A 26,792-nucleotide genomic window follows, 5' to 3' on the forward strand; every position below is an offset into this window, starting at 1 on the left:
ATAATATGGCGCCTAAATATTTAATGCTAATGTATTTTACGCTTTGACGTTTTTAACTTGATCTTCAAAGCTCGCACTTACTTTACCCGCTTGTGAATCATTGAATACAGCTTCATTGAACTCACCTTCAGATTTGGCAATGACGATAGTTGCGACTGAGTCACCCGTTACGTTAACCGCGGTACGGATCATATCAAGTAGACGATCAACACCGATAATCAATGCAATACCTTCTACAGGAAGGCCGACTTGGTTGAGCACCATGGCGAGCATGATTAAGCCAACGCCAGGAACGCCAGCAGTACCAATGGATGCCAATGTCGCAGTAACAACCACTGTTACATAATCCATTAGGCTCAGTTCAATACCAAATACTTGGGCAATAAATACCGTTGCCACACCTTGCATAATAGCGGTGCCATCCATATTGATGGTAGCGCCTAGGGGTAAGGTGAATGAAGCGACTTTATTGTCAGCACCTAAACGGTGTTCACACGTCTCGATGGTAACAGGTAAGGTTGCATTTGAACTTGCAGTACTGAAAGCAAATAATTGCACATCACGGATTTTACGTAAGAACATTAATGGGCTTAAACCTGAGAATGCCTTGAGTAACGTAGGGTAAACAACCAGTGCTTGCAGAAGTAATACAAAAATTACTAAGAAGAAGTATTGAACTACGCTACCGAATGTTTCTAAACCTAGGGTTAAGCTTAGTTTTGCCATCAGCGCAAATACACCATAAGGCGCAAGTTGCATGATTAAAGTAACCACGCGCATGATGACTTCATTTAAATCATTAAATAATGCCGATACACGTGCGCCGCGCTCGCCAATGTGTGAAATTGCAAAACCAAAGATGACTGCAAAAATAATGATTTGCAGCATGTTGCCTTGGCTCATGGCTTCAATTGGGTTTGTTGGTACGATATTAATCACGACTTCAGCAAGGCTAGGGGCATCTTTAGCGCTGAACTCCATCGCAGAGGTTGCCAGTGATGCGTTACCAGGGTGAACGAGAATGGCCATTGAAATTGCGACCGTTAAAGCAATCGCGGTGGTGAACATGTAAAACGCAATGGTTTTACCACCAAGTCGGCCTAATTTGGACGGGTCACTCAATGAACAGGTACCACAAACCAGTGATACGAACACTAGCGGAACCACTAACATTTTTAAACTTGAAATGAAGATGGTTCCAACAACGTGCAAGATACCTTCAGTAATATAATCTTTTACGAATAAACTATCGGGGAACACATTTCTTAGAATTAATCCAAGAATAATACCCGCTGCCATACCTATTAGTATTTTGCTTGTTAAACCAAGCTTACTTTTATTAATCAAAACTACATCCTTCCCATCATTTTTATAAGTATATTTTTTACATTTTTAAGCCTATCAGGAAACGAAATCTTATGAAACGGGGTAAAAGTTAAAGTTTTTGAGGATAAATGTGGAAAAAAACAGTAGAGTAAAGAGAAAGTTGCAATATTTTTGTTTGATATCGCTTACTAAGTAACTATTATAATTCATAAGTACGAGTTTAATGTAACAGGGAGACTGACAATGAGGTCAGCACAAAGACTATTTTTAGCGCTTTTAAGTTCAATATTTCTATTTGCTTGTAGTGGTGGGGGAAGCATTACCGATGATGGTAATGGAGGAACGGATCCAGTACCTGTCACAATAGATGTCGGATTAACTATTTCCACACAAGATGTAGATGCAACTGCCGGTGCTGAATTAACAGCAACTGTGATTAACTCGTCCACTGGTGCCGTTTCAGGTACTTTGGTTACTTTTGCATTAAATAATGCCGAGCTTGGAACTTTCAATAACGAAACTGCTACAGCAGTGACTAATTCTGAAGGTGTGGCAACAATCACGCTTTTCTCTGCTGATATTGCCGGTTCTGGAACTGTGACAGCATCTATTGATAGTGGTGAAAGTGATTCTGTTGCTTTTACTATGGTCGGTGATGGCAACGGCGGCGGCGGAGTTGATATTACCACTGTAGAGTTAGCTTTATCGAACCAAGTTATATCGGCAATTGATGGCTCAACTCTTACAGCGTTAGTTTCAAATTCCATTGATGGTGTACTTGCTGGTGAATTGGTTACTTTTGCACTAAATGATTCAAATCTAGGTACGTTTGATAACGCGACTGCATCAGCAGTGACAGATTCTGATGGTATCGCAACCATAACACTTTATTCAGCTGAGATAGCAGGCTCTGGTTCAGTATCTGCATCAATAGAGTCAGGTGAAACAGACAGTAAAGCTTTTACAATGCTTGGTGATGGTGGCGAAGCAGGTGGTGGTGCTCAGGTAACCTTACAATTATTTGATTCTGCCGGTGAAGCTGTTGATACTATAAGTACTTTATCTCCAGGCATCTTAGTTGCAACAATTACTGGCATTAATAAACCTACTATCGTTTCTTTTTCATCTGAAATTGGTGATTTACCGATTACTTCGGCTGTTACTAATGATGAAGGGAAAGCATCAGTAGATATTTATGCAGGAAGCTCTCTGGGTGCAGGATTGGTGACGGCTTCATTATCAAGTGGTGAAAAAGGTGAAACCATCGTTGTGGTTGGTGCAACCAATGTTGAAATGGGTAGCGGTACACCTTTTGAAAAAGGTGTGGCACAAGTCAGTACTGCAGAATTAACTGCAGGTGGCACGGCAACAGTAACTGTTCTTATTCAAGATGAAGATGGTAATCCATTTACCCAACCTATTGATGTTAACTTCTCTTCAACCTGTGCGACAAAATCTCCAGCTCAAGCCGAACTTAGCTCACCAGTGTCCTCGTCAAATGGGGTTGCTACATCAACCTATCTTGCTCAAGGTTGTGTGGGTGAAGATCAAATTAATGTCACTGCAAACGCGGGTGGCATTAGCTTATCTGCGGTGGCAACTTTAAACATTTTACAAGCAGATATCGGTAGTATTGTATTTGTTGAAGCACAGCCTGAAAATATAGGTATATTGGGTACTGGTGGAATCGAATCATCAGTAGTTAAATTCCGCGTGTTAGATAAAAACAGTAATGTTGTTGCTAACCAAGCAGTAGATTTTTCATTGAATACCATAGCGGGTGGTATTTCAATCGACCCGATTACTGCAACGACTAACAATGAAGGTATTGTGCAAACTGTTGTTACTACAGGTACAGTAGCGACATCTGTGCGTGTGACCGGAACTGTGCAAGGCTCTAGCCCTGTCATTTCAAGTCAATCAAGTCAGCTTATCGTATCTACGGGTATTCCTGATCAAGATAGTTTCTCGCTTTCTGCTGAAGTATATAATGCAGAAGGTTGGGATCAAGAAGGAACCGAAGTTGTTGTTACTGCACGCATGGCAGATGCATTTAATAACCCAGTTCCTGATGGGACGACAGTATCTTTTACCACTGAAGGCGGTGCGATTGAAGATGCATGTCAAACATTGAATGGCGTATGTTCAGTCATATGGACGTCGCAACTTCCTCGACCAGAAGGTAATACATTTACCGATGCTTTAGGGAATCAAACTATCAGTCCTCAAGCATCACTTAAATGTTATAAATTAGCTGATAAAACAGAAGATCCTACTTGTGCAGAAGCAAACATCGTTTATGGTAATTATTATGGTCAGCCATATGGTGGACGTGCAACGATTACAGCAACGGCAATTGGTGAAGAGTCTTTCCCAGACTTAAATGGTAATGGCCGTTTTGATGCAGATGAATACAATGAGTTTTTAAATGGTAAAGATGTTACAGGTCAAAAGTTTGATTTAGACGATGCCTTTAATGACTACAATGAGGATACTGTTTTTAACCCTCAAGCAGAGGATGCTTTAAAAGGACTTGATGGTGGCTCTCTTGAAGAGTTAATCGACTTCAATGTTAATACTGTTTTTGACAAAGCTGATGGCTTATACAATGGCGTACTTTGTTCTGAACCGGCTCATGATGGTTGTGCTGACGGTATCAATGAAGAAAAATCATTATTTGTTCGCCGCAGTATTGTAATGGTGATGTCGGGTAGCACTGCAGTGGCAACACTACCGACTGAGATTGTTGTTGAGGATGAAGTGATTGGTGTTGATGATGCGGGTGATCCTGCAGTATTAGGCAGAAGACACTTTGCTGCTTATTATGATTTAACTGGGGATTTAGTTAGTTTCCCAATTCAAATTATTGGCAAAGGCTCTGCAGCAGTCTATTTCACACTTTCTGATTTACATAATCAGCAGTTACCCGCTGGTAGTATTGTGACATTTGCGGCATCTGCAGGTTCAGTAACTAGTACCTCTCAATATATTTGGCCAAGTTCTAATCATAATGGTGGCCGTTCATTTGCAGTGTTATTGAAAGGTGAAGATGAGCCGAATAATGGAGTGTTCTCTGTTAAAGTAGAAACTCCAGGTGGAACAGTTACAGAAGTTATTACTATCCCAATTAGTATTCTATAAATAAATAGAGTTAATAATTGAAAAAGGGCGCTCAGGCGCCCTTTTGTTTTTAATATTATTTCAAAGCTACTTCTGAAATTGATAAACACTGCCAAGCTTTAATATCTGAGTTAACTCATCCAATGCAGTGCGCGATTCTATAATTAACTGCGGATCCGCTAAATCAGCCACAACTAAGCTGTCACGGTAATGCTTGTCTACCCATAGATTTAAGCGGCTAAATAAAGCGTCATTCATCAAGGTGTTTTGATTGACTGCGGAGATTTCTAATTCACTCATGGCAACACGTAAACGCAAACAAGCAGGGCCGCCGCCATTTTGCATACTTTGTTTTACATCAAAATATTTAACGTGTTTTATCGGCGTTCCTAAAGTCACAAGCTCATTTAAATAAGCATGGACTGCCGGGTTTTCTTGGCAATTTGTTGGGGCGATTATCGCCATTTCACCGTTTGGCAAGGTGATAATTTGCGTGTTAAACAAATAGCTTTTAACGGCGTCATTGATGGACACTTGCGAGGTGGCAACTTTGATAAAGTGCACTTCTGTATTCATCTTATGGCGAATTTCTTCGAATTTTGCATCAGTATTTAAAAATGCTTGTTCATGATAGAACAGCACATTTTGGTTACCGACAGAAATAACATCATTATGGAAAACCCCCTGGTCAATCACATCAGGGTTTTGCTGTATGAAAACGCAGCTTTCGTCATCGATTTGATGTAACCGCGCTACCGCTTGCGATGCCTCTAATGTTTGTCTGGCAGGAAATTTCTTGGGTCTAACTGTATTAGGATTAGTGGCTTCTTGACCATAGGCAAAAAGCTCAACGCCTGCATGACCATAATCACCACACAAACGGGTGTGATTAGCTGCGCCTTCATCGCCAAAGCTTGCATGTTCTGGTAAATGTTGATGATGTTTAAAAAAACGTTCGTCTTTAAATGTGGCCTTTAAAATATTCGCCGTAGTTATCGGTTCTATACTACGGTGTAACTTATCTACCAAATTTGCTGGCGTAAAATGAACCTTGCCATCTCGACTGTCAGCACTGGGTGACACAGTTGCAGCATTAGCGGTCCACATAGATGAAGCACTACAGCAGGCATTGAGTAATGCAGGAGCTTGCTTGGCGGCTTGTGTTAACACTTCAGCGTCAGAGCCAGCAAAACCCATACGGCGTAGCGAATAAAGGTCTGGACGCTCTTGAGGGGCTAATACACCTTGAATCATGCCAAGATCTGCGAGTGACTTTGCTTTTTGAAGCCCTTGCTTAGCGGCAGCCTTAGGGTTTGATGCTTGGGCCGCGTTACTGTATGAAGCAACGTTACCAAAAGATAGCCCTGCATAGTTGTGCGTTGGCCCGACTAGACCATCGAAGTTCGCTTCAAAGTGCTTCATTTATTTTCCTTAATAGTCATTCTTATTGTTATTTAAATAGGTTTTTTACGATTTAATTTTGTGAAATTACCGTCAGTATACTGATGATATAAGGGTTAACAAGCGGTGACTCGGGTCGCAAATATTGAAAAAGTGACTAAACATGCACAAGTTTTACTTGCTAGACCCTAAATAATGAAATATTACTTTTTATTAACGCAATATTATTTTTTCTCCTTTTTTATAATTGATTAAAAAATGGCTCGCTGGACACATATTAGAGGTATTTACTTGAAACATTCGTCTCAACACTCTATATATGGAACCAATTTATATCTGTTAGAGACTTTTTGGCGCAAATTAAACTATGGGTAAATCACTAGTTATTGTCGAATCGCCGGCCAAAGCCAAGACTATTAATAAGTACCTTGGTAAAGAATTCATCGTTAAATCGAGTGTAGGTCACATCCGTGATTTGCCTACATCATCATCGCCAGACAGCACGGTAGCGACTAAAACGCCGGCTGAAGTTAGAAAAATGGCGCCTGAAGAAAAAGCTAAATACAAACTCGCGCGGGATAAACGTGCTTTAGTTGCCCGTATGGGGATTAACCCAGAAAAAGGCTGGGCGGCTAAGTATCAAATCCTACCAGGTAAAGAAAAAGTCGTTAAAGAACTGCAAGCATTAGCTGAAACTGCTGACCACATCTATCTCGCAACCGATTTGGATAGAGAGGGTGAGGCAATTGCATGGCATTTGCAGGAAATTATTGGTGGTGACGAATCTCGTTATCAGCGCGTTGTGTTCAACGAAATTACCAAAACAGCCATTCAAGATGCATTTAGCAAACCATCTGTACTTGATACCAACATGGTTAACGCACAACAAGCGCGTCGCTTTTTAGACCGAGTTGTGGGTTTCATGGTGTCGCCATTACTTTGGAAAAAAGTAGCTCGCGGTTTATCTGCAGGCCGTGTTCAATCGGTAGCCGTTAGACTGGTAGTTGAGCGTGAAGGTGAGATTAAGGCATTTGTCCCTGAAGAATTTTGGGATGTGCATGCTGATTTAGCAACTTCGCAAGCTCAAAAGCTAAAAATGCAAGTGGCAAAATATCAGTCGGCGGCCTTTAGTCCAATTAATGAAGCTCAAGCTCAAGTAGCGTTAGATGCGTTAAAAGATTCAAAGTTTGTGGTTACCGGTCGTGATGATAAAGCGACATCAAGTAAACCATCAGCGCCTTATATCACCTCAACATTACAACAAGCAGCGAGTACTCGTCTTGGTTTTGGTGTTAAAAAGACCATGATGATGGCGCAGCGTCTTTATGAAGCAGGGCATATTACCTATATGCGTACCGACTCGACTAATTTAAGTCAAGAAGCGGTAGATGGTGTACGGGAAATGATCGCTTCTGAGTACGGCAACGACTATTTACCAGAAAACCCAATTCGATATGGTAGTAAAGAGGGCGCTCAAGAGGCGCATGAGGCTATCAGACCGTCTAACGTTAAAATCCTATCAGCTACAATGACTGACATGGAAAGAGACGCTCAGCGCCTTTATGAGCTTATTTGGCGCCAATTCGTTGCATGTCAAATGAATCCAGCTAAATATGATGCGACTCGTTTGACTGTGACTGCAGGTGATTACGAACTTAAAGCCAGTGGTCGTACACTGCGCTTTGACGGTTGGACTAAAGTGCAACCGCCAATGGGTAAGAAGAACGAAGAAGACAAGACTTTGCCTGTGGTTAATAAAGGCGATGTGTTAGATCTAAATGAATTGTTACCTAAACAACATTTTACTAAGCCGCCTGCACGTTTTAGTGAAGCGTCATTAGTTAAAGAGCTTGAAAAGCGCGGTATCGGTCGTCCATCAACCTATGCAACGATTATTTCAACTATTCAAGACCGCGGTTATGTAAAAGTAGAAAACCGTCGATTCTTCGCTGAAAAGATGGGTGAAATTGTTAGTGACCGTTTAGTTGAAAGCTTCAGTGACATTATGAACTTTGACTTTACAGCTAGCATGGAGCAAACCCTTGATGATGTCGCTCAAGGTAAACTTGAGTGGAAAAAAGTCCTTGATGGTTTCTATGGCGATTTAACTAAGCAACTTAAACATGCAGAGTTAGATCCGGAAGAAGGCGGCATGCGTCTTAATGAGATGGTGCTGGCTGAAGACATTAAGTGTCCAACCTGTGGTCGCCCAATGGGTATTCGTACCGGCACCACCGGTGTGTTCTTAGGCTGTTCTGGTTATGCTTTACCGCCAAAAGAGCGCTGTAAAACCACCATGAACTTAACACCAGGTGAAGAAGCTGTCAGCGACAATGAAGATGCTGAAACTGATGCACTGCGTGCTAAACATCGTTGTGGTAAATGTGGCACCGCAATGGACAGTTATCTCATCGATGAAGAACGTAAATTACATGTTTGTGGTAATAACCCAACCTGTGAAGGTTACGAAATCGAAGCTGGTCAATTTAAGATTAAAGGTTATGAAGGACCAATCATTGAATGCGATAAGTGCGGCAATGATATGGAACTTAAAAATGGCCGCTTTGGTAAATACTTTGGTTGTACCAACACCGAATGTAAAAATACCCGCAAGTTACTAAAAAGCGGCGAAGCGGCGCCACCTAAAGAAGATCCTATCTTCTTACCTGATTTGAAATGTACTAAGTCTGATGCACATTTTGTATTGCGTGACGGCGCGGCAGGTATTTTCCTTGCAGCAAGTACGTTCCCTAAATCTCGTGAAACACGAGCGCCTTTGGTTGAAGAACTGGTTCATTATCGTGAGCAACTTTGGCCAAAATATCAGTACCTTGCCGATGCGCCAGTTACCGATGATGATGGTAATAAAGCCGCAGTTAAATTTAGTCGTAAAACCAAAGAGCAATATGTTGCTACTGAAGTTGACGGAAAAGCCACTGGTTGGTCATCAAAATTCATTGGTGGCAAATGGGTGAGCGAATCAACTAAGAAAAAGCCAGCTAAGAAAGCGGCGGCCAAAAAGCCAGCAGCGAAAAAAACAGTAAAGAAAAAGGAAGATTAATCTTCTTTCTCTAACAAATTAGCGATTGAAAAAATGGGACCATAGGGTCCCATTTTTATTGCTCAATTTTCATATTTTTTAATCATCTAAATAAATAGCTATAGGATAATTAGCATTGCTGTTTTGATTATTGGGGGGCGATTATATTTCACTCAATAAAAAAACCTCCGAAGAGGCTTTAAAATCTGTAAATTAAATAAGTTAACCCGTTACCACTTCTTTTTAGGTTGAAACAACATATCAATATCATCACCTTCATTTTTATTCGGTTTTACTGCATCTGGGATCACTTGTTTTTGCTGTGAGTTAATCTCACTGAGTAACTCCTTTGCTTCGTCAACTTTGCGGGAAATAAATGGGTCATCCGGGGTTTTCGCTTTAATCGCTTGCAGTGTGGCTAGCGCCTTCGACACCATTTGCTTAGAAGAGCCAAATTGTTTTAGCGAATTAGACGCTCTTGCTCTTGAAAGCATGGATTCAACATTGATGCGTAACTGGTAACTGTCGATACGACTTTCTGCTTCAGCAAACACCTGCGGTTCTATTTTACCTTTATTATTTTCTGCCCGAACAATGGCTTTTAATTTTTTAAGCATTTGTACTAATTCTAGAATTTGCTTGTCATTGTCAGGTAAACGAAAGTTTTCTATGGCTAAGGCTTGCATTGCATTGTTATTTAAATTGGTTATTTGCGCTTGAATATCAATTTGTCTGCGTTGGTAATCCGCCTGCTGAGGCTGATTTACTAAATAGGACACCGACACCTGTAGGGCTTCATTGATGCGTTTATATAACACCAAAATAATACTGCTAGGAAAAGAAGCTAAGCCGGTGCTGGAAAGTACTGACTCAGTTTCATCTATGATGGCTCGCTGACGTTTTAATTCCATTCGGCGTTCGGCTTCAGCACGCTCTTTTTGTTGTTGTATCAGACTGATACCAATGATGAGGAGAAAAAGTGCACCTATAAGGATCAGTACCAAAGTAAAGGTCATGTGGTTTCCATTCAATAATAAAATTGGACAGTGGCTTAACTGCCACTTTTATAAATATCTAAGCTGGTATTCTAGCTTATGAAAAAGTGTGTGTCGTAAAAAAGTCTTACATTGTGACGAAAAATTGTGGAAATAGTGACACAGTGGTCAAGATTAGCATTACAGAGCAATAACATGCAAAACTCTCAATGTTGTTATTACTGTTTGCATTAATATTTTAGATGTTCTATAACATTTAGCTATAAGGTTAAAATAATATGTGATTGGCAAGGGTGAAGGTCGTAACATGAAATTACAGCAACTAAGATATATTGCCGAAGTGGTAAAACATAATTTAAATGTCTCGGCTACCGCTGAAGACCTTTATACTTCTCAGCCGGGGATCAGCAAACAAGTACGGATGCTAGAAGATGAGTTAGGGATCCAAATCTTTGGTCGCAGTGGTAAACATCTTACACATGTGACCCCAGCAGGCCAAATGGTCATTGATATTTCTAATGACATTTTGGGTAAAGTTGAAAGCATTAAAAAAGTATCAGAAGAATATACCCAGCCTAACCAAGGCGAGCTGAATATCGCAACGACAGATACTCAGGCCCGTTACGCTTTACCGCAAGTGATTAAGCCTTTTATTAAGCGCTATCCGAAAGTTAACTTACATATGCACCAAGGTACGCCATCGCAAATTAGTGAACAAGCTGCTCGCGGTGATGCCGACTTTGCCATTGCAACTGAAGCTATGCATCTGTATTCAGACTTAATTATGTTGCCTTGTTACCATTGGAACCGTTCTGTGGTGGTGACCAAAGATCATCCGTTGGCCAATCGTAAAACATTAACCATTGAAGATTTAGCTGAATTTCCGTTAGTGACTTATGTGTTTGGCTTTGATAAAGCCTCAGAAATAGAAAAATCATTTAATAAAGCCGAACTTGAGCCCAGAGTGGTATTTAGTGCTACGAGCGCTGACGTGCTAAAAACCTATGTCAGATTAGGCCTAGGTGTGGGTGTTATTGCTTCTATGGCCATTGACCCAATTATTGATAAAGACTTGGTTGCCATTGACGCAAGTCATTTATTTGCCCACAGCACCACTAAAATAGGCTTTAGACGTGGCAGCTTTTTAAGAAGTTACATGTATGACTTTATGTATAACTTCGCCCCGCATCTCACCCGTGATGTGGTAGAAAAAGCGGTTGCGTTACGTGATCAGCAATTGATTGATGAAATGTTTGCAGGCATGACGTTACCTGTTCGCTAGTTTTGAACTTGAAGGGGGCATAAGCTGTGTTCAAACAAAAAAATCTCGCGAATGCGAGATTTTTTATTTGAAGCTGATAGCAAGTTAACGTGATTTAGTCTGGTGCGTAACCATGCACACCAATCGCTTTATCATCTAAATAGGCGATGTTATCCACCATTTTTAAACGCTGTAAGCTGAACCACTTAACGACCAGTGGGTAAATAGCATGCTCTTGTTCATGTACACGTGCTGCAAGCGTATCAACATCATCTTCTTCATAAACCGGTACTTTAGCCTGCAAAATCACAGGCCCAGCGTCAAGCTGCGGAATAACAAAGTGCACACTGGCGCCATGTTCAGCATCTTTGGCATCTATGGCTCTTTGATGGGTATTTAATCCAGTGTATTTAGGCAATAAAGAGGGATGGATGTTGATCATCTTTCCCAGATATTGGCTAACAAATTCATCAGATAAAATCCGCATAAAGCCAGCAAGTACAATTAAGTCAGGTTGATATTTCTCGATGGCTTGCTTCAGGCGTTGATCATATTGGACTCGAGTTTCATCTTTGCGTGCAATAACGCAGCTAGTATCAATTTCACTCTGATGCGCACGGATTAATCCATAGGCATCAGGCTTGTTACTAATTACGCCGACTACCTCAGCACTGACATTGTCATCGCAACCATCAATAATGGCTTGTAAATTACTACCATTACCAGAGATGAGTACTAGAACACGACAGCAATCAGTCATCTAGTTAATCTCCACTTGCTCTTCGTCACCTTGGCGAGTAGCAATTTCACCGATTAACCAAGCGTTTTCACCTTCAGCTTGTAGCAAGGTTAATGCGGCATCAACTTGCTCTGCTGGTAAGGCGATTATCATGCCTACACCGCAGTTAAAGGTGCGGTACATTTCAAATTGTTCAATGTTGCCGTTTTCCATTAACCAATCGAAAACCACAGGCCACTGCCAAGAATCACCTTTGACAACTGCTTTGCAATCGTTTGGCAGTACACGAGGAATATTTTCCCAGAAGCCACCGCCAGTGATATGAGCCATGGCATGCACTTCTGTTTGTTCAAGCAGCTTTAAAAGCGGCTTAACATAAATTCTTGTTGGTTCTAACAGATGATCGATTAGCGGCTTACCGGCTAAATCTTGCTTAGGATCCGCTTTGCTTACTTCAAGTACTTTACGAATTAAAGAATAACCATTTGAATGAGGACCAGTAGAACCTAGTGCAATTAACGCATCGCCAGATTTTACTTTAGTACCATCGATAAGGTTTTCTTTTTCAGCAACACCTACACAAAAGCCTGCTAAGTCGTAATCTTCACCTTCGTACATGCCTGGCATCTCAGCGGTTTCGCCGCCAATTAAGGCACAACCAGACTGAAAACAGCCTTCTGCAATGCCATTAACAACTGAAGTTGCTGTTTCGACATCAAGCTTGCCTGTTGCGTAGTAATCAAGGAAGAATAAAGGCTCTGCACCAGATACGATTAGGTCATTAACACACATAGCAACTAAATCAACACCGACAGTGTCATGCTTTTTGTAATCAATGGCTAAACGCAGTTTTGTACCAACACCGTCAGTACCAGAAACTAATACAGGGTGTTTATATTTAGTTGGTAGCTCGCATAGCGCGCCAAAACCACCTAAATTGCCCATAACTTCAGGACGATGAGTGCGTTTTACTGCAGTTTTAATGTTATCTACTAATGCATTACCAGCATCGATATCAACGCCAGCGTCTTTGTAACTAAGTGGTGTAGGAGTAGTCACGGAGGATCCTCTAGGGTACATCGTTTTATGGGATTTTATGCGGCGATATTCTAACAGCTTGTGATCGTCGTCGAAAGCCATCATTTGGATTTATGCGCCCATGAAAACAGTTTTCTGTAATAGTTTTATTGTTTTAGCGTGAGATTGTTTGCAAATATGAAACTTTATGTTTTCTAATGAGGATAAATAAACTAAGATTTGAAGAATTTGCGAAAAATATCTCATCAATAGGAGTGCAAAAATGAAAGTCGTTGAAGTTAAACACCCGCTAATCCGCCATAAAGTGGGTTTAATGCGTGAAGCTGATATTAGTACTAAAAGATTTCGTGAGCTTGCTACTGAAGTCGGTAGTTTATTAACTTATGAAGCCACTTCTGATTTTGAAACTGAAAAAGTAACCATCCCTGGCTGGAACGGCCCTGTTGAAATTGAGCAAATAAAAGGTAAAAAGGTGACAGTGGTACCTATTCTGCGTGCTGGTCTTGGCATGATGGATGGTGTCTTAGAGCATATGCCTAGCGCTAAAATTTCAGTTGTGGGTATTTACCGTGATGAAGAAACACTTGAGCCAGTGCCATATTTTGACAAGTTAGTCAGTAATGTTGATGAGCGTGTTGCCATTGTGGTTGACCCAATGCTTGCTACTGGTGGCTCAATGATTGCGACTATCGATTTACTAAAAAGCCGTGGCTGTGTGTCTATTAAAGCATTAGTGCTTGTGGCGGCCCCTGAAGGTATTAAAGCACTAGAAGCTGCCCATCCTGATATTGAATTATACACTGCCGCTATTGATGACTGCCTAAATGAGCAAGGTTATATTTTACCTGGTTTAGGTGATGCTGGTGATAAGATATTTGGTACTAAGTAACTAACCTCTGTTACTAACATTGTTAAGCAATAAAAAGGGAGCCAATTGGCTCCCTTTTTATTGCTTATTTTATTAACTACAAAACCATCGCAGCAATCCAACCAAATGCGATTAACGGAATGTTGTAATGAATAAAGGTTGGGATAACACTGTCACGAATATGATCGTGCTGGCCATCAGCATTCAAGCCTGCTGTTGGGCCTAAGGTTGAGTCCGATGCAGGAGAGCCCGCATCACCTAATGCAGCGGCTGTGCCCACCAAGGCGATTGTAGCCGCCACTGAAAAGCCAAATGTCATTGCTAATGGAACATAAATCGTAGCAATAATTGGGATGGTAGAGAAAGAAGAGCCAATCCCCATGGTAATTAATAAGCCGACAACAAGCATCAATAGTGCGGCAAGCGCTTTATTATCGCCAATGATGTCGCCTAATGAAGTAACTAGGGTGCTGACTTCACCTGTTGATTTTACCACAGCAGCAAAACCTGCAGCTGCAATCATGATGAAGCCGATATTGGCCATCATTAGCACGCCTTGGTTAAACATATCTTGCCTCACATCCGCTTTGATAATGCCTGAGAAGCGGAAAATGAGAAAGCCCGTCAAGGCGCCAAAAATCATTGAATCAGTTTGTAGCTGCACCACTAAGGTTGCAAAAATGGCGAACAAAGAAATAACGATAGTTTTTTTGTTGATACTCACTGTTTTTTCAGTGGACTCGACATCTTTAATTTCATACTGACGTGGTTTACGGTAAGTGATAAATACCGCTATTAATAAGCCAGTGATCATTCCAAGAGCGGGTAGCATCATTGCCATTGGAATTTGCTCTTTAACAGCGCCAAGGCCGTTATTGTTTAAATTAGCTAACAAGATGTCATTTAAGAAAATACCACCAAAACCAATGGGTAAAATCATGTAGGTGGTTACTAAGCCAAAAGTGATGATACAAGCCACTAAGCGGCGATCAATGTTGAGCTTACTTAATACATGTAATAGTGGCGGAATTAAAATGGGAATAAAGGCGATATGAATAGGCAAAATATTTTGCGAGCTAATGGCCATGATTAATATTGACGCTAAGATCAACCAACGAACCACTAAGGTATTGGTGCTGTTTGGTTCTTTTCCCACTTTTTTAATGATGTTGTGGGAAATGAGCGTGGTTAAACCTGAGTGTGATAGCGCAGCAGCAAAGGCACCTAAAAGTGCATAACTTAACGCAATTTGCGCTCCGCCACCGAGACCATTATTAAAAGCTGTGATGGTTTGATGTATATCTAATCCACCAAATAGGCCAGCCGCGAGGGCACTAATGGTGAGCGCGATGACAACATTCACACGCATAAGACTTAATGCGAGCATTAAGGTGACAGCAATTACGACGGCATTCATATTAATTAATTCTTATTGAGTTGTGTTTTAGATAATTATTCTGAGCTTATTCTTATCTGTATAGGTATACATGTCCAGTTTATCTCTAACGAGTTTAAATGTTTTGCCTGCTTGTGATTGGGGTTTATGATTCTTGTAACAAGGCTTGTGAGGATGTTATTTTTATTCTTCATGTCACAGAATCTTTTTAATATGGAGCATTTATCAGCAGCTGAAATATTTTTCAGCATAAAGGGCTTATCTCTTTTATCAATAACGGGTAAGGTATAGCTCAAATATGAGAACAATATATCTATTTAGGTATGCATTAATGCGAGCTATCTCGCATATTGCTGCAGTTCGGGTATAATGCCATCCAGATTAACAGGCATTGTTTTAAATTTTTTCAATCCATAGATGGAGATATAAAATGAGCGTATTAGTAGGCCGTCCGGCCCCAGATTTTACTGCCGCTGCGGTTCTTGGTACTGGTGAAATCGTTGATAGCTTCAACCTAGCGACTGCTATTAAAGGTAAGCAAGCTGTTGTTTTCTTTTACCCACTTGATTTCACTTTCGTGTGTCCTTCTGAGTTGATCGCATTTGATCACCGTATTGAAGAATTCACTAAACGCGGTGTTGAAGTTATTGGTGTTTCAATTGACTCTCAGTTCTCACACAACGCTTGGAGAAATACTTCAGTAGATAAAGGCGGTATTGGTGAAGTTAACTACACGTTAGTTGCTGACGTTAAGCATGAAATCTGTAAAGCTTACGATGTTGAGCATCCAGAAGCTGGTGTTGCTTTCCGTGCGTCTTTCTTAATCGACAAAGAAGGTCAAGTCCGCCATCAAGTTGTTAACGATCTACCACTAGGCCGTAACGTTGATGAAATGCTACGTATGATCGATGCATTACAATTCCACGAAGAGCACGGTGAAGTTTGTCCTGCTGGTTGGGAAAAAGGCGACAAGGGTATGACTGCAACCACTGAAGGTGTTGCTTCTTACTTAAAAGATAATTCTGACCAGCTTTAAGTAATTAGCTAGTTAGATCTAAAAAAGCTGCCCAATGGCAGCTTTTTTGTTATTGGGACTTAATTAGTCCACAGTTTCTCTTTTTTAAAGCTGTTATATTTTTGCAAACAGCTAACATGCATGACTACTGAGCTGTAGGTGTTATCGCAGTCACAGCACTGGTATCAAGCTCTGCAGAAGAATCTTCAGTGTCTTCTGCAACTGGCATAGGCCAGCCACCTAACGCTTTCCATCGATTGACGATATAGCAAAAAAGTTCAGCAGTACGTTCAGTATCATATAAGGCGGAATGCGCTTCTTTATTATCAAAATCAATGCCGGCCATTTTACAGGCTTTGGCTAATACCGTATGACCAATAGCAAGACCTGCAAGAGTTGCGGTGTCAAAGGTCGCAAAAGGGTGGAATGGCGACCGTTTTAAATCATTTCGCTCAATGGCTTTATTTACAAAGCCAATATCAAATGCTGCATTATGGGCAACGATAATACAGCGATGACAGTCAGCAGCTTTTTGCGCTTTTTTAACCATCTTGAATATTTCTAGAAATGCTTGTTTTTCGTCAATAGCACCACGTAATGGATTGGTTGGATCAATCCCATTAAATGCTAAGGCTTCTGGTTCAAGATTGGCACCTTCAAAAGGCTCGATATGAAAGTGAATGGTTTTATCCAATTCGATTACGCCATCATCATTCATTTTAAGGGTGGTGACAGCTATTTCTAGCAACGCATCAGTTGCAGCATTAAATCCCGCAGTCTCGACATCGATAACTACAGGGAAGTAACCTCTAAAGCGGTGTTTGAATTTGTTTGCGTCGCAGATATCGCTCATTAAAAACCTCATTCTTCATTCTGGCGGCTATTATGCTAAAACTGCGCCTCGGTGTCATGTTTGATCGGCGAATAATTCTGCTAAAGGAAAATTAAATACTGCCGATAAAAAATATGTGATCAGCAATCGGGATGTTTTTATGTGGCGTAAATTACTTTTAGTAAGCAGTTTTTGTTTTGTATCTTCAGCACAAGCTGATTTACAACAATATGTTGCGTCTCTTGATGACTCTATGTGGCGCCTAAGCGAAAATAGCCCGATAGAGTGTCGGCTTGAACATGACATCCCTGCATACGGCAAAGCTATTTTCACTAGTCGTGCTGGTAAAGACTTAAATTTGAACTTTAGTCTTGATATGTGGAATAAACCCGATCAAATCACCGAGGCGCAACTGATAAGTAAAGCGCCCCAATGGCGCCCAGGCGTTAATGCAAAAGAGATCACCACCTTAACTTACCATAAGCAGTTTAACGGTGAAGTGCCACGTAAAGCAGCTTGGTCGATGCTGACTGAATTAAGTAAAGGCATGCAGCCGACTTTTTATTATGCTGATTGGTATAACCGCACTGATAAAGTCGCGGTAGGGTTATCAGCAGCTAATTTTGGTGGTGAATATCGTCAATTCCGTTCTTGTTTGGCTACGCTATTACCTTATAGTTTTGACGATATCGCATTTACTGTACTTAACTATGAAGCAGGCGGCACCGCATTAACCCGTTTCTCTAAGCTTCAATTAAACCGAGTGCAGGAATACTTATCTTATGACTCTGATGTTGAGCTAGTGTTTGTTGACGCTTATACCGATAGTTATGGTGGGCGTTCGGTTAACCAAAGGGTATCGGATAGACGGGCCGATTCTGTGGCTGATTTATTAGTTGCCAGTGGCATTGAGCAAAGCAGAATCCATAAAACCGGTCACGGTGAAAGACGCCATGTTGCATCGAATCAACTCTCTGAAGAAAGAGATCGTAACCGTCGAGTAGTGATTAAAATTTCTAAAACGATTTAACCTACAGATGATAAATTTTCTAATTGGCTTAGTCGGGTGATTAGGCCTTTTTTGTCTCTACTATTTCTGTATTATTCTCGAAAAATAGGCAAAAAAATACCCGCTTAAAGTAAGCGGGCAAACAATTTGTATTCACAAATTCAAGGAAGGAAGTCAAGCATAAGAACCAGGGATAAGTTGAGGTATTGGGATACATCAACTAGAAGTTCTTGGTTTTCTATAACTCAGTAAGCTATGTCAACTTAATAAGCTATGTCCTGAAAACAAGGCGTATATTAGAGACTTTGCTCTAAGCTGACAAACTAGAAAAATTTCGACTTCGCATTAAAAAAACTAATGTGACTTTAGGTTGAGCTTTAGCGTTTAAGCACCCATTTATGAAGTAATAGCGCTATAAGTAAATGAATAATCATCTGGCGTGCATATTTAGTCGAAAGTGTGCGGTATTGGATGATAATCAATTGTTAAGTTATTCAATTAAAGTACCTGGCTAATTATTTTTATTCGAAATTATCTTGTGATAAGCCTATGAAATAGTCTTGTAATCCCTAAATAAATACAGATTTTCGCAATAATTATATTTTGAGGTATATTACTTTCAGGCATGAAGCCACAATGCAAAAGAAGGTTGCTTAAAATGATAATAAAAATGCCCTTATTACAGGGTTCACTACTCTCCATTGTCCTTGGAACTGCACTTACTGCTTGTCAACACGCACCAGACTCTACGGTAGAACAAGTCACAAGTACCACTAAATATTCTTATCCAAATACAGTCGAACAAGATTTGGTTGAAACACTACACGGTGTGAGTGTTGCCGATCCTTTCAGACATTTAGAGCAAAATACACCAGAAACTGAACAGTGGGTTAAACAACAACAAGATTTTGGTAGCCAGTATTTAAATAACATTAACAACAAGCAAGCTGTGGTTGATCGCATTACAGCATTATGGAATTTTGAGAAAGTGTCAGCGCCATTTGAAAATGGCTCAAATACTTTTTTCTATCAAAATGACGGGTTGCAGTCACAGTCTGTGTTGTATGTAACTGATAAAGCTGGCAATACCAAAGAATTACTTAACCCCAATACACTTTCTGAAAACGGTACCGTTGCGCTATCTGGTGTTTCGGTCAGTAATGACGGTAAAACACTGGCCTACGGCGTTTCAAAATCTGGATCTGACTGGCAGCAGTGGCAGTTCATTGATATTGCCTCAGGCGCAGCGCTGGCCGATAAACTGCAGTGGATTAAGTTTTCAACCGCCACGTGGGACGCCAATAACCAAGGTGTTTATTATTCTCGCTATGATGCACCAGCCGGTGGCGATGCACTTGCTGATGTCAATTTTAATCAAAAAGTGTATTACCACAAAATTGGTACCCAGCAAGCTGAAGATATACTTATTTATGAGCGCCCACAAAACAAAGATTGGGGCTTTGGGGCTGAAATAACCGAAAAGGGCGACTACTTATTAATAACTGTCTCTCAAGGCACTGATAGCCGCAATCGGTTCTTCTATAAGTCACTGCAATCTGCTGATGCTGAAGTGGTTGAGTTAATCACCGATTTAGAAGCTCAATATGTTTTCCTTGGTAATGATGAAGAGCATTTCTATTTTAAGACAGATTTAGATGCGCCAAATGGAAAAGTCATTGAGATAAATATTAATCGTCCAGAAAAAAAACATTGGCAAACAATTATCCCTGAGTCTAGCGATCCCATTAACGATATTGCGATTGTCCATGATCATTTTGTAGTGAGTTATCTACATGATGTATTAGGTAAAGTATCGATATACGGTTTAAATGGCACCAAAAGGCAAGATGTTGCGCTTCCAGGTAAAGGCCGTGTTTTAGGACCATACGGAAAACGCAGTAAAGATTATTTCTATTTTGCCTTCAATAGCTATGTGCAACCGCAAACGATTTATAAATTTGATTTTAGAAGCGGTGAAACCAGTTTATATAATCAGCCTAAAGTTTCGTTTAATCCCGATGACTACGTTTCTGAGCAAGTGTTTTATACCAGTAAAGATGGCACCCGTATTCCAATGATGGTGTCTTATAAAAAAGGGGTAACCCTTAATGGCGACAACCCTACACTGCTCTATGCCTATGGTGGCTTTTCGATTTCGATGACACCACGTTTTAGCCCTGCAAATATTGCTTGGCTTGATATGGGCGGAATATATGCCGTTCCTAATATCCGCGGCGGGGCAGAATATGGCGAAAGTTGGCATCAAGCAGGCATGTTCGATAAAAAGCAGAATGTGTTTGATGACTATTATGCTGCTGCGGAATACCTGATTGATAATGGTTACACCAACAAATCAAAGTTAGGCGCTTATGGTCGCAGTAATGGTGGTTTATTGATGGGCGCGGTATTAACACAGCGACCTGATTTATTTGCCGCAGTACTGCCAGCGGTCGGTGTGCTAGATATGCTACGGTTTCAGAAGTTCACCATAGGTTGGGCCTGGGTCAGTGAATATGGCAGCGCGGATGTGGCTGAGCAATTCCCTGCATTATTAGCTTACTCTCCGTATCATAATGTCAAACCTGGGAATTATCCTGCCACTATGGTGATGACAGCAGATCATGATGACCGCGTTGTGCCACTGCATAGCTTTAAATTTGCAGCTATGATGCAAAAACATCAACAAGCAAACAAGCCGGTGATTATGCGTATTGAGTCCAATGCTGGTCATGGCTCTGGTAAACCTACTGCCATGAAAATTGATGAAGCTGCAGATATATACAGTTTCTTGTGGCACAGTTTTGGTTTAGCCATTCCCGCTAAAATTCATTAGTGATAATTTATGTTGAGATTACTATCTTGAAAGGCCTAGATTTACAGCCTATTCGTGATGTTAATCTCAATTTTTATGTTACCTAAATGTAACTGCAAAAGGCGCTAACATTAAACTTTATTCATTTGCCGCTAATATCTCTGCAAAAGCCATATTTTAATGCCAAATTAAGTCTTAAACCCTAAAATAATCCCCGTTTTGCTAGGTCGCTTTGTTCACAAGCGTGGTGGTACTCGGTATAGTAAGCCATCTTTTATTACGCAAAATTCACAATCGCTAATTATGTTTACATGGCCTATTTCTATTTATTATGAAGACACCGATGCTGGTGGTGTTGTTTATCATTCGAATTATTTAAACTTTTTCGAACGTGCTCGCACAGAGTGGTTAAAAGCTATGGGAATAAAGCAAACTGAATTGTTAGCTAATGACATTGCTTTTGTGGTGAAACATGCTGAGCTAGACTTTAAAGTTGCAGCAAGATTCGAGCAGAACTTAATTGTTGAATCTGAGCTGACAGAATTAAAAAAAGCTTCGCTGATATTTAAACAGCGATTGCTAGATGATAATGGTGTTAGCTATTGTGAAGCCACTATTGTTGTCGCTTGTATTGCTTTATCTCGAATGAGACCTAGGGCTATTCCATCCAATATTGTGCAGGAGTTTAATCGTGCAAGCTGAAATTTCTTTTATCGGTCTTTTTTTAGAGGCAAGTCTTCTCGTTAAGTTAGTGATGCTAACCTTATTATGTTTATCTATTGCCTCGTGGGCGGTAATCATTCAGCGCCGTAAATTGCTCAATTCAGCCCGCGCTAAATCAATAAAATTTGAAGATACTTTTTGGTCTGGTGTGGATTTGAATAAACTTTACAAAGAGTTGTCAATTCGTGGTGAATCATTGACAGGCCTTGAAGCATTATTTGTCGCAGGCTTTAAAGAGTACTCTCGCTTGAGTTCAGCAAACAGTAAGTCTCCTGAAGCTGTTATGGACGGCACATCAAGGGCTATGCGAGTCAGTTTATCCCGTGAAGTTGAAAAACTTGATACTCATTTACCTTTATTAGCCACAATCGGTTCAACCAGCCCTTATATCGGCCTGTTCGGTACAGTATGGGGCATTATGAATTCATTTATTGCATTGGGCACAGTAGAAAATGCCACTTTAACTATGGTAGCGCCGGGTATTGCTGAAGCTTTGATCGCGACAGCTATGGGGTTATTTGCTGCTATTCCAGCTGTTATTGCCTATAACCGTTTCTCGACACAAGTAGAAAAACTTGAAATGGCCCACGTTAACTTTATGGAAGAATTTTCTAACATATTACAACGCCAAGCCTACAGCGAGAAGGAATCGGTGTAATGTATCAACGCAAGCGCCGCCGTCCAGTTGCCGAAATTAATGTTGTACCCTATATCGACGTAATGTTGGTGCTGCTTATTATTTTTATGGTGACAGCGCCAATTGTTTCACAAGGCGTAAAGGTGGAACTACCTCAAGGTAAAGCTGAACCATTATCGGCAGAAAGCAAACCGCCTATCGTTGCCTCAATTGATGAGTTTGGTGAATACTTTCTGAATGTGGGCAGCGGATCAAATAACGATCCACTCTCATTGGATGAAATTTCAGTGCAAGTGGGTGCAATGATCCAGCTTGAGCCAGAAAGACCTGTAGTTGTAAAAGCCGATCGTCGCATAGCATATGAAAACGTGATTCAACTCATGGTCAGCTTACAAGGTGCGGGTGTGCCTGCGGTGGGCTTAATGACTGATTCGCCTGAGGAGTAGTTTGGTGGCTGTTAAATCTGAATTAACTTTACCCGTTGTTATTTCTGCCGGCATTCATATTGGGGTAATCGTGGTGCTTGCTTTAGGCATTAGTTTTGAAGATAAACCTAAACATTTACCACAAACTCAATCTGAACCCATCGTTCAGGCCGTTGTGGTTGATCAGCAGCGTATTAATGACCATGCTGAAAAACTTAAACAACAACGAAGCGATGCCGAGCGAAAAGAAAAACAACGTCAAGCTGAAATCGATAGGCAAGCGCGCAAAGCTAGAGAAGAAGTGCGAAAAGAACAAGAACGTATTAAGCAGCTTGAAATTCAACGTAAGCAAAAAGAGCAAGAAACCATAAAAGCCAATAATGCCGCTAAGGCTGCGCAGCAAAAAGAAGCTGCAGAAAAAGCCAAAGCAGAAAAGGCCGCTGAACTTCGTAAACAGCAAGAAGCGCAGCGTATAGCTGCAGAGAAAAAAGCTGAAGAAAAGCGCCAGCGTGAAGAAGCTGCAGCTGCTAAAAAGCGTGAAGAAGACAGAAAACGTAAAGAAGAAGCTGAACGTAAACGTAAAGCCGAAGAGGCTGAGCGTGCTCGCCAGGAAAAAGAAATGGCAGATGCAATGGCTGCTGAGCAAGTTGCCTTATCTGCAACCCGTAATAAACAGGTTGTATCTGAGGTAAACAAGTATACCGCGATGATTAAATCAACTATCCAACGTAATTTGGTTGTTGATGAGTCAATGCGTGGTAAAAGTTGCCGCGTGTTAATTCGATTAGCGCCAGATGGCTTTGTTACCGCGAGTCAAACATTAAGTGGCGATCAAGTTGTTTGTCGTGCAGCGAAAGCTGCGATAAATAAAGCAGGGCGGTTACCGGTTTCTTCTGAAGCTGATGTGTATAACAAAATGAAAGAAATTAATTTAACCGTATCACCGGAATTTAATTAAAGGGGTCACATGAAGATTTTGGCAAAATGGTTAACACTATTTGTAGTTCTTGTAAGTAGCAGTGCGAATGCCGCATTAGATATCGTTATTACTGAAGGTGTTGATGCTGCAAGACCTATCGCGGTTATGCCGTTTGTATGGCAAGGTACAGGGCCAGCACCTGAGCGTATCAGTGATGTGGTGACCAGTGACTTAGCTCGCAGTGGCACATTTAGTCCGCTTGATGCGCGCAGTTTACCGCAAGCAAATATCAGCACTGTGAAAGAATTTACCTCTCAAGTGTGGAATTCAACGGCATCTGAAGCGTTATTAGTGGGCTCAATTAAGCCTTATGGCAATAATCAATATTTGGTGAGTTTTGATCTGATTGATTTAGTCAAAGCCCAGCTACAAACTGATAAAGGCCCAATGAAAAACAGTGAACTACTGCTTGAGAGCCGTGAAACTGTTATCAGTGAAGCACAGTTTAGACAATATGGTCACCGCATTAGTGACATTGTTTATGAAAAACTAACCGGTATTCGTGGGGCGTTTTTAAGTCGAGTCGCTTATGTTGTCGTTAAACAAGGTGAAAAATCTCCTTACCATTTGATGATTGCCGACTATGATGGTTATAACGAGCAAATGTTACTTCGCTCGCCAGAGCCGTTAATGTCACCAAGTTGGTCACCAGATGGCAGACGTTTAGCTTATGTGAGCTTTGAAAACCGTAAAGCGGAAATCTTTGTGCAAGATATTTATACCCAAGAGCGTACTAAAGTCAGTTCTCATCAGGGTATTAATGGCGCACCGAGTTTCTCACCAGATGGTAAAAAGCTTGCTGTGACACTATCTAAGGATGGTCAGCCTGAAATTTACGTAATCGATATTGCCAGTAAAGCGATAAAGCGCATTACTAATCATTATGCTATCGATACTGAAGCATCGTGGATGCCAGATGGAGAGTCACTTATTTTTACCTCTGAGCGCGGCGGAAAACCGCAAATTTACCAAGTGAAACTCAGCACAGGTAAAATTTCACGTATGACCTTTGAAGGCGAGTGGAACTTAGGTGGCACGATCACTCCAGATGGTCGCAGTATGATTTTTGTAAACCGTACTAACGGAAAATACAATATTGCACGAATGGACTTGCAAACCCGTTTTATGCAAGTGCTGACATCAACGACCCTTGATGAGTCGCCAAGTATTGCACCAAATGGCACCATGGTTATTTATGGTACTACACACCAAGGCAAGCAAGTGCTCGCTGCGGTGTCTATGGATGGACGATTTAAAGCAAGATTACCCGCAGGTCAAGGTGAAGTTAAATCACCAGCCTGGTCACCATTTTTATAATATTAATAAGGATTTCCAATGAATCTGAATAAGTTGTTTAAAGCTATGTTAGTTGTTGTACCTGTTATGGCATTAGGTGCATGTAGCACAACTTCAGAATCTGAAACCGATGCAAGTGGTTCTACAAGTGGCTCAACCACAACTACTGGCGGTGAATACGGTTCTGGTGGTGTTGAAACAGGAGGCGTTGCACCAATCTTAACGCCTGAAGAGCAACAACGCGTAGAGCAAGAAGAATTACGCGCTCAAAATATCATTTATTTTGATTTTGACCGCAGTGAAGTACAAAGCGAAAACGCTGCCATTATTCAAGCTCATGGCAATTACTTAGTTGAGCATCCAAATGTTCGTGTATTAATTGAAGGTCATGCTGATGAGCGTGGTACACCTGAATACAATATTGCTTTAGGTGAAAGACGCGCTAAAGCTATTGCGAAATACCTTCAAAGTATGGGTGTACAACCAAGTCAAATGAGTGTTGTTAGTTATGGTGAAGAAAAGCCATTAGATTTCTCTCGAAGCGAGAGTGGTTTTGCTAAAAACCGTCGTGGTGTTTTAGTTTACTAATCATCGCGGTTGAACTGACGTAATAGGAAGGCCAGCACTTGTTGGCCAGTTTAGGAGTTTATTGATGAAACATGCTGTTTTATTTGCTGCAATGTTTTTTGCTGCTGGTGCCACTGCTGCGCCAGCGCCGGTGCAAGATCTTGCTGGTGGTTCAAATGACGATCGTATATCTCGTCTCGAGCGTATCATTAAAGCAAAACAACAAACGGAATTTGAAGCGCAGCAGCGTTTAGATACTTTGCAACGTGAAGTGTTAGATTTGCGAGGCATTACTGAGCAGCAAGACTATCAAATTAGTCAAATGTTACAGCGTCAACGTCAGTTGTATGAAGAAATTGCTAATTTATCAGCTAGTGCCGCGGCGACTACGGTTACCGTTGCTGAAAATAATGCCGCTTCAGCAGGCCCATCTAGCTTAGGTGAAACTGCAAGTTACGAGCAAGCGGTGAATTTAGTGCTTAAAGAGCGTAAGTACGATGAGGCTATTCCTGCTTTTAGTGATTTTATTAAGCAATACCCTGATTCCACTTATGCAGCAAATGCAAATTATTGGTTAGGGCAACTGTTGTTTAATAAAGGTACCTTTACTGAAGCGAAGCAAGCTTTTGATGCAGTGGTCACTAAATATCCTAATTCTAATAAGCGTGGTGATAGTTTAGTTAAGTTAGGCATGATTGCTGAAAAAGAAGGTGATAAAGCTACCGCAACTGCTTTTTACAATCGAGTGCTTAAAGAATACACAAATAGTGCATCGGCACGTTTAGCACAGCAACAATTGTCTGCGTTGTAACCCTAATTTAACCTAAAAACAGCCTCTTAGTTTGTTTTTAGTGCAAACGGCAAAAAAACGCTAAATTGCGCTTGCATGAGCAAATGAAAAAGGTATTATAGGCGCCCTCAGAACGGAGCGACGTTCTGGGGTCATTTGAATGAGTTAGATTAACTTATTTTGATGGCAGATTGATTGAATACTATTTATAGGCTTCAATTATTCTGAAAGCTTTAAGATGGGTCGTTAGCTCAGTTGCTTGTTCAAAACAGACAGTTGGCTTTTGTTCCAATCAAGACTTTAGTGTTGATAAAACCAAGATGGGTCGTTAGCTCAGTTGGTAGAGCAGTTGGCTTTTAACCAATTGGTCGAAGGTTCGAATCCTTCACGACCCACCACTTCTCTGAAAGTGAGATTGCCTGTTAGGCTTTAATTCAGACGTAACCCATCGTTACGTAAAACCCAGATGGGCCGTTAGCTCAGTTGGTAGAGCAGTTGGCTTTTAACCAATTGGTCGAAGGTT

General features: G+C 40.9%; 21 protein-coding genes and 1 tRNA gene. 15 read left to right on the plus strand and 7 right to left on the minus strand.

The genetic code is table 11. The features are described 5' to 3' along the window. Positions 1-36: 36 nt before the first annotated feature. Complete coding sequence (locus tag Q4591_RS16350; RefSeq protein ID WP_102439770.1) at positions 37-1,347, minus strand: dicarboxylate/amino acid:cation symporter; 1,311 nt, start codon at positions 1,345-1,347, stop codon at positions 37-39. 222 nt (positions 1,348-1,569) lie between these two features. Between Q4591_RS16350 and Q4591_RS16355 the strand changes: the two genes are divergently transcribed. Then, positions 1,570-4,467: a hypothetical protein gene (locus Q4591_RS16355; protein WP_303461944.1), complete on the plus strand. Its 2,898-nt coding sequence runs from the start codon at positions 1,570-1,572 to the stop codon at positions 4,465-4,467. Between the two features lie 66 nt (positions 4,468-4,533). Here the strand turns inward: Q4591_RS16355 and astB are convergent, their stop codons facing one another. Next, complete coding sequence (astB, locus tag Q4591_RS16360) at positions 4,534-5,868, minus strand: N-succinylarginine dihydrolase (protein ID WP_303461946.1); 1,335 nt, start codon at positions 5,866-5,868, stop codon at positions 4,534-4,536. A gap of 346 nt (positions 5,869-6,214) precedes the next feature. Here astB and topA point away from each other — a divergent pair, with 346 nt between their 5' ends. Then, complete coding sequence (topA, locus tag Q4591_RS16365; protein ID WP_102519959.1) at positions 6,215-8,908, plus strand: type I DNA topoisomerase; 2,694 nt, start codon at positions 6,215-6,217, stop codon at positions 8,906-8,908. Between the two features lie 209 nt (positions 8,909-9,117). Here topA and Q4591_RS16370 read toward each other — a convergent pair whose 3' ends face one another. Beyond that, entirely contained in the window at positions 9,118-9,903 is a 786-nt protein-coding gene (locus Q4591_RS16370; RefSeq protein ID WP_102476128.1) for a hypothetical protein, read from the minus strand. A gap of 286 nt (positions 9,904-10,189) precedes the next feature. Between Q4591_RS16370 and cysB the strand changes: the two genes are divergently transcribed. Continuing rightward, positions 10,190-11,164 (plus strand): HTH-type transcriptional regulator CysB, encoded by a 975-nt coding sequence (gene cysB, locus Q4591_RS16375; RefSeq protein ID WP_102440502.1) that lies wholly within the window; start codon positions 10,190-10,192, stop codon positions 11,162-11,164. A gap of 94 nt (positions 11,165-11,258) precedes the next feature. Here cysB and purN read toward each other — a convergent pair whose 3' ends face one another. After that, positions 11,259-11,903 carry a phosphoribosylglycinamide formyltransferase gene (gene purN, locus Q4591_RS16380; RefSeq protein ID WP_102440496.1) on the minus strand — a complete coding sequence of 215 codons (645 nt, stop codon included), beginning with the start codon at positions 11,901-11,903 and terminating at the stop codon, positions 11,259-11,261. Then, positions 11,904-12,941: a phosphoribosylformylglycinamidine cyclo-ligase gene (gene purM, locus Q4591_RS16385; RefSeq protein ID WP_102440497.1), complete on the minus strand. Its 1,038-nt coding sequence runs from the start codon at positions 12,939-12,941 to the stop codon at positions 11,904-11,906. A 241-nt stretch (positions 12,942-13,182) separates the two neighbouring features. Between purM and upp the strand changes: the two genes are divergently transcribed. Then, a complete protein-coding gene (upp, locus tag Q4591_RS16390) occupies positions 13,183-13,809 on the plus strand; it encodes a uracil phosphoribosyltransferase (RefSeq protein WP_076536836.1) in 627 nt (208 codons plus the stop codon). A 76-nt stretch (positions 13,810-13,885) separates the two neighbouring features. Here upp and Q4591_RS16395 read toward each other — a convergent pair whose 3' ends face one another. Continuing rightward, positions 13,886-15,205, minus strand: coding sequence for a Na+/H+ antiporter family protein (locus Q4591_RS16395; protein WP_102476130.1), 1,320 nt, complete (start codon positions 15,203-15,205; stop codon positions 13,886-13,888). Positions 15,206-15,614: 409 nt separating this feature from the next. Here Q4591_RS16395 and Q4591_RS16400 point away from each other — a divergent pair, with 409 nt between their 5' ends. Further along, entirely contained in the window at positions 15,615-16,220 is a 606-nt protein-coding gene (locus Q4591_RS16400; protein WP_102440499.1) for a peroxiredoxin, read from the plus strand. A gap of 124 nt (positions 16,221-16,344) precedes the next feature. On the opposite strand, the gene rnt is transcribed toward Q4591_RS16400, so the two are convergent. Further along, complete coding sequence (gene rnt / locus Q4591_RS16405; RefSeq protein WP_102440500.1) at positions 16,345-17,052, minus strand: ribonuclease T; 708 nt, start codon at positions 17,050-17,052, stop codon at positions 16,345-16,347. 139 nt (positions 17,053-17,191) lie between these two features. On the opposite strand from rnt, the gene Q4591_RS16410 reads away from it, so the two are divergent. The 10 genes from Q4591_RS16410 to Q4591_RS16455 all read left to right on the plus strand — a co-directional run bounded on the left by Q4591_RS16410 (position 17,192) and on the right by Q4591_RS16455 (position 26,667). Further along, on the plus strand, positions 17,192-18,061 hold the full coding sequence (locus Q4591_RS16410; protein ID WP_102440501.1) for an OmpA family protein: 870 nt from the start codon (positions 17,192-17,194) through the stop codon (positions 18,059-18,061). Positions 18,062-18,698: 637 nt separating this feature from the next. Beyond that, the gene (locus tag Q4591_RS16415; protein WP_303461949.1) at positions 18,699-20,873 is read left to right on the plus strand and encodes a prolyl oligopeptidase family protein; all 2,175 of its coding nucleotides are present in this window, start codon (positions 18,699-18,701) and stop codon (positions 20,871-20,873) included. Positions 20,874-21,152: 279 nt separating this feature from the next. After that, positions 21,153-21,554 (plus strand): tol-pal system-associated acyl-CoA thioesterase, encoded by a 402-nt coding sequence (gene ybgC, locus Q4591_RS16420; RefSeq protein ID WP_102440503.1) that lies wholly within the window; start codon positions 21,153-21,155, stop codon positions 21,552-21,554. Next, complete coding sequence (gene tolQ, locus Q4591_RS16425; RefSeq protein ID WP_076536823.1) at positions 21,544-22,233, plus strand: protein TolQ; 690 nt, start codon at positions 21,544-21,546, stop codon at positions 22,231-22,233. The genes ybgC and tolQ overlap by 11 nt, the downstream gene beginning before the upstream one ends. Beyond that, the gene (gene tolR, locus Q4591_RS16430) at positions 22,224-22,658 is read left to right on the plus strand and encodes a protein TolR (RefSeq protein WP_102436497.1); all 435 of its coding nucleotides are present in this window, start codon (positions 22,224-22,226) and stop codon (positions 22,656-22,658) included. Before tolQ ends, tolR begins: the two co-directional genes overlap by 10 nt. 4 nt (positions 22,659-22,662) lie before the next feature. Next, positions 22,663-23,595, plus strand: a complete 933-nt coding sequence (gene tolA, locus Q4591_RS16435) for a cell envelope integrity protein TolA (RefSeq protein WP_102436501.1) — start codon at positions 22,663-22,665, stop codon at positions 23,593-23,595. A gap of 9 nt (positions 23,596-23,604) precedes the next feature. Further along, on the plus strand, positions 23,605-24,933 hold the full coding sequence (gene tolB, locus Q4591_RS16440) for a Tol-Pal system beta propeller repeat protein TolB (RefSeq protein WP_102476132.1): 1,329 nt from the start codon (positions 23,605-23,607) through the stop codon (positions 24,931-24,933). Between the two features lie 18 nt (positions 24,934-24,951). Further along, on the plus strand, positions 24,952-25,500 hold the full coding sequence (gene pal / locus Q4591_RS16445) for a peptidoglycan-associated lipoprotein Pal (RefSeq protein WP_102436493.1): 549 nt from the start codon (positions 24,952-24,954) through the stop codon (positions 25,498-25,500). Positions 25,501-25,564: 64 nt separating this feature from the next. Then, positions 25,565-26,290 carry a tol-pal system protein YbgF gene (gene ybgF, locus Q4591_RS16450; protein WP_102436491.1) on the plus strand — a complete coding sequence of 242 codons (726 nt, stop codon included), beginning with the start codon at positions 25,565-25,567 and terminating at the stop codon, positions 26,288-26,290. 301 nt (positions 26,291-26,591) lie between these two features. Next, positions 26,592-26,667: transfer RNA gene (locus Q4591_RS16455), tRNA-Lys, on the plus strand. The last annotated feature ends 125 nt before the right edge of the window (positions 26,668-26,792 follow it).

Origin of the sequence: Shewanella sp. 3_MG-2023 (assembly GCF_030548765.1) — a bacterium.
Taxonomy (GTDB): domain Bacteria; phylum Pseudomonadota; class Gammaproteobacteria; order Enterobacterales; family Shewanellaceae; genus Shewanella.

What these genes read in the sequence shown, in the direction of transcription:
- Q4591_RS16370 (WP_102476128.1), bottom strand. Translation starts at nt 9,903, where the DNA reads ATGACCTTTACTTTGGTACTGATCCTTATAGGTGCACTTTTTCTCCTC.
- tolB (WP_102476132.1), top strand. Translation starts at nt 23,605, where the DNA reads ATGAAGATTTTGGCAAAATGGTTAACACTATTTGTAGTTCTTGTAAGT.
- upp (WP_076536836.1), top strand. Translation starts at nt 13,183, where the DNA reads ATGAAAGTCGTTGAAGTTAAACACCCGCTAATCCGCCATAAAGTGGGT.
- Q4591_RS16400 (WP_102440499.1), top strand. Translation starts at nt 15,615, where the DNA reads ATGAGCGTATTAGTAGGCCGTCCGGCCCCAGATTTTACTGCCGCTGCG.
- Q4591_RS16410 (WP_102440501.1), top strand. Translation starts at nt 17,192, where the DNA reads ATGTGGCGTAAATTACTTTTAGTAAGCAGTTTTTGTTTTGTATCTTCA.
- topA (WP_102519959.1), top strand. Translation starts at nt 6,215, where the DNA reads ATGGGTAAATCACTAGTTATTGTCGAATCGCCGGCCAAAGCCAAGACT.
- cysB (WP_102440502.1), top strand. Translation starts at nt 10,190, where the DNA reads ATGAAATTACAGCAACTAAGATATATTGCCGAAGTGGTAAAACATAAT.
- pal (WP_102436493.1), top strand. Translation starts at nt 24,952, where the DNA reads ATGAATCTGAATAAGTTGTTTAAAGCTATGTTAGTTGTTGTACCTGTT.
- rnt (WP_102440500.1), bottom strand. Translation starts at nt 17,052, where the DNA reads ATGAGCGATATCTGCGACGCAAACAAATTCAAACACCGCTTTAGAGGT.
- Q4591_RS16395 (WP_102476130.1), bottom strand. Translation starts at nt 15,205, where the DNA reads ATGAATGCCGTCGTAATTGCTGTCACCTTAATGCTCGCATTAAGTCTT.
- astB (WP_303461946.1), bottom strand. Translation starts at nt 5,868, where the DNA reads ATGAAGCACTTTGAAGCGAACTTCGATGGTCTAGTCGGGCCAACGCAC.
- Q4591_RS16415 (WP_303461949.1), top strand. Translation starts at nt 18,699, where the DNA reads ATGATAATAAAAATGCCCTTATTACAGGGTTCACTACTCTCCATTGTC.
- Q4591_RS16355 (WP_303461944.1), top strand. Translation starts at nt 1,570, where the DNA reads ATGAGGTCAGCACAAAGACTATTTTTAGCGCTTTTAAGTTCAATATTT.
- purN (WP_102440496.1), bottom strand. Translation starts at nt 11,903, where the DNA reads ATGACTGATTGCTGTCGTGTTCTAGTACTCATCTCTGGTAATGGTAGT.
- ybgF (WP_102436491.1), top strand. Translation starts at nt 25,565, where the DNA reads ATGAAACATGCTGTTTTATTTGCTGCAATGTTTTTTGCTGCTGGTGCC.